Genomic DNA, 3,678 nt, shown 5'->3' with positions numbered 1-3,678 from the left:
CCCGCGCCGCGCGCGAGGGCGAGCAGGACCGTCTCGGCCTGGTCGTCGAGCGTGTGGCCGAGCAGCACGGCCGCCGCGCCGAGCTCGTCCGCGGCCGCGCCGAGCGCCGCCGCGGGCAGGGAGAGCGCGAGCCCCTCGGCTGCCATGAGCCCGCGCAGCTGGAGCTCCGAGGCCCCGCGCGCCCGCAGGAGCGCGAGCGACTGCCGGCGCCGCGACACGACGAGCCGCGCCCCGAGGAGCAGCACCGCGACGGTGACGCCGAGCGGACCGACCGCGACGACCGCGAGGACCGCCGCCGACGCGCGCTGCTGCGCGAGGAGCGACGCGAGCACGTCGCCCAGCTCGCTCGCCGGGGTGAGGGTGAACGCGCCGCCCTCCACGACCGGGTACGGCGACGCGGTGAAGCCGCGCAGCTGGGCGAGCAGGGCCGCGACCTCGTCGGCCTCGACGTCCTCACCCGACACCGGGTACCAGACCCGCGTCGACGGGCTGAGGAAGAAGGCGCGGTCGGCGGTCGCGGGGTCGAGGTACATCGCGGTGCGCGCCGAGCGCCCCATGTTGAGGTCGTCCACGACCTGGGGCGCCGCGGAGTACGGGTTGTGCTGCCAGTAGTCCTCGGACGGGTCGTCCGCCGCAAAGGTCCCGGTGAGGCGGACCGCGGTGGCGTCGTCGAGCGCGACCTCGTCACCGACCGACCAGCCGAGCACCTGCGCCGACTCGGCGGCGACGACGACGTCGAGCACCTGGCGCCCGACGGTGTGCACCACGCCGGACTCGTCGGTGAGCACGGAGCCGCCGGGCGCCGCCTGCGGCAGCTCGACCGGTCCCGGCCACTCCCCCTCGACGAGCGTCACGTGCTCGGTCAGGCGCGGGTCGATCTTCAGCACGCCCGACGGGAATCGCACGTCGTTGCCCGGCACGGCCGGCAGGTCGCGCGGGTCGTCCTCGACGGTGAGCTGCGGGTCGCCGAGGGCCGAGCGCAGGGGCTCGGGCTGGGCGTCGCGCAGCGCCACGAGCCCCTCGTCGAACGCGCCCCAGAGAGCCTCGACGTCGGGCGCGAGCCCCGTGGTCCCGGGCACCCGCGCCGGACCACGGTCCGGGGGGAGCTGGTTCACCGCGACGACGTCGCGCTGCAGCGGGGTCGACCGGCCCAGCTCGTGCGCGACCTGGGCGGTGTTCGTCGCCGCGACGGCGCGCGGCCAGGCGGTCACGACGAACGCGACGAGCAGGACGACGACGGCGAGCGCCAGCGACACGGCACGGTACGCGGCGAACTGGCGCCACGTCAGGCGGGCGAGCCTCATCGGATCTCCTCCCGGTACTCGGCGTCGAGCGCCTGAGCGCGCACGCGCGCGGCGACGACCGCGGCGACGGCGGCGAGCCCGGCGAAGAGCACGCCGAGCAGCAGCACGGTGGACGCCGCGGCCACGTCGAGCGGGACGGGCAGCACCTGCGCAGCGTCACCGAGCGTGGCACGCGCGAGCGGCGGGACGGTGAGCGTCGCGACGGCCCAGCCCGCGAGCACGCCGAGCGCGAGCGACGACCCGGTGACGGCGACGAGCTCGAGCGCCCTCCCGCGCGCCTGCGACCCGGGCGGCACGCCGAGCGCCCGCAGCACCGCCACCTCGGCGCGCCGCGACCCGAGCAGCGCGGAGGCGACCGCGAGGACCCCCGCGAGAGCGAGCACGACCGCACCCGCGGCGGCGAGCCAGAACGCGACCCGCACCGGTGCCGAGACGTCGGGTCCGGCGTCGGCGCCCGCGACGGCGACCACGACGTCGTCCGCGCCCTGGTCGCGCGCGAGGGCCTCCGCGCGCCCGGCGAGCGCCGTGCGCGCGGACTCGTCCGCCGCGCCGAGCCAGACCTCGTCGGGACGCGGGACGGACTGCCCCACCCGCAGCAGGTGCTGCAGCAGCGTGCCCTCGTCGGCGAGCACGGCCGCGCGGTCGACGGCGCCCGGGAGCACGTCCACGACGCCCGCGACCCGCACGGGCAGGTCCGTGCCCGAGACGGTCAGGACGGACTCGTCCCCGGGCACGAGGTCGTACCGCTCCGCCACCGGTGCCGGGAGCGTCACCGGGAGCGGCGGGAGGGCGTCGTCGCCACCGGGCACGAGGCGCACGGGCAGCGGCAGGCCGTACCCGCCCGTCTCCGCCGCGAAGCCGAGCGCGCCCGTCGGCTCGACGGCGGCGAGCTCCTCGCGCACGAGCGACGCCACGGGGGCCCACCCGCCGTCGAGCGCGATCTCCGCGTCGCCCGACGGGCCGGTCGCGCTCGCGCGGTCGACCGTGACCGTCGCCCGCGCCGGCATGGACGGGGTGCCGACGAGGACCTCGACGGCGACGAGCCGCCACCGCCCCGGGCCGGGCAGCTCGCCGGCGAGCGCGTGCGACGTCGGGGCGTCGGCCCCGCCGCCCGGCGCGTACGACACGTCGACGGCCCCGAGCGGGACCTGGCCGAGGGCGCCCGCGTCGTCCGCGACCCACGCCGTCGCGCGCACGGACCGCGACTCGTGCACGTCCACCCAGTACCAGGGCGTGTCGGCGGTGACGTCGACCGTGACCGCCACCGACGTGGTGAGGTCGACCGCGAGCCCGGTGGCGTCGTCCGGCAGCGGCACACCGCGGTCGGCGGCGTCGTCGCGGAGCCCGCCCGCGAGCTTCGCGACGTCGACCGTACCGGGCGGGACGCTGAGGACGTCGGCCGCCACGTCGGCGTCGACGGCGAGGAGCGTGAGCGGGTCCTCCCCCATGACGCCCGGCAGCTCGAGCACGCTCGACGCCCCGGCGGCCCCGTCGAGGGCGGCGTACTCCGCGACGACGGGCGGGTTCGCCGTCCCGCCGACGGTCGAGGCACCGCCCGTGACGACGCGCACGTCGGCCCCGGTGCGCAGCTCGGCGACGGAGGTTCGCAGCGTCTCGGTGGTGCCGGCGTAGGCGCCCGCGAGCGTGCCGGACCCCGCCGCCAGGACCACGAGGACGACGGGCACCGCGACGACCACGAGCCGGCGTGCGACCTGGCGCGCCGCGAGCGGGACCGTGAGGCGGCGCCCGCGCCCCGCGACCCGTTCCGCGGCGGCGGTGAGCGGGCCGAGCGCCACGGCGGCGACGACCGCCAGCGCGACGAGCACCGCGGCGGGCGCGAGGACGGCGAGGGCGTCGACCTGCGTGGTCGTGCCGGTCGTCACGACCGGCGACCCGTACCGCAGCAGCTGCCACAGGCACAGCGCGGCGGCGACGAGGGTCAGCACGAGCGTCCCCGCGGCCGCGGCGGCACGGACGCGACCGGAACGGTCGGCCTGGCGCCGACGTGCCACGGCCCGGGCCTGGAGCCACGCGACCCCGGTGACGAGGGCGGCCCCGGCGACGGCTCCCGCAGCGGCGACGAGCCACGGGACCGCGACCTCGCGCGCGTCCCCGGCGCTCGCGCGCAGGACGAGCTGGGCCGCACCGGCACCGAGGAGCGCACCTGCGCCCACCGCCGTCGCCGACTCCCCCGCCGACAGCGCGACGAGCTGGCGCGTCGCGGCACCGCGCGCGACGAGCAGGGCGACGTCGCCGGCCCGGGTCTGCGCGAGCAGGCGTGCCACCTGGACGAGCGCGACGACGCTCACGACGACGAGCAGCGCGACCGGCACGAGCGTCACGGCGCCGGCCGCGTCGAGCGCGGCGCGCGCGT

General features: G+C 78.7%; 2 protein-coding genes. Both read right to left on the bottom strand.

From position 1 onward, the window contains the following. Positions 1-1,304, bottom strand: a 1,304-nt coding sequence (locus tag JZ5iCDA_RS20090; RefSeq protein WP_436967417.1) for an FtsX-like permease family protein, incomplete at its 3' end; no start/stop codon positions are given. After that, the coding region (locus tag JZ5iCDA_RS16135) for an FtsX-like permease family protein (RefSeq protein WP_069388066.1) at positions 1,301-3,678 on the bottom strand (2,378 nt) is incomplete at its 5' end. The genes JZ5iCDA_RS20090 and JZ5iCDA_RS16135, both read right to left, overlap by 4 nt.

Origin of the sequence: Cellulosimicrobium cellulans, from assembly GCF_001722485.1 — a bacterium.
Classification (GTDB): domain Bacteria; phylum Actinomycetota; class Actinomycetes; order Actinomycetales; family Cellulomonadaceae; genus Cellulosimicrobium; species Cellulosimicrobium cellulans_A.
This window is presented reverse-complemented; position numbering and strand designations above follow the sequence as displayed.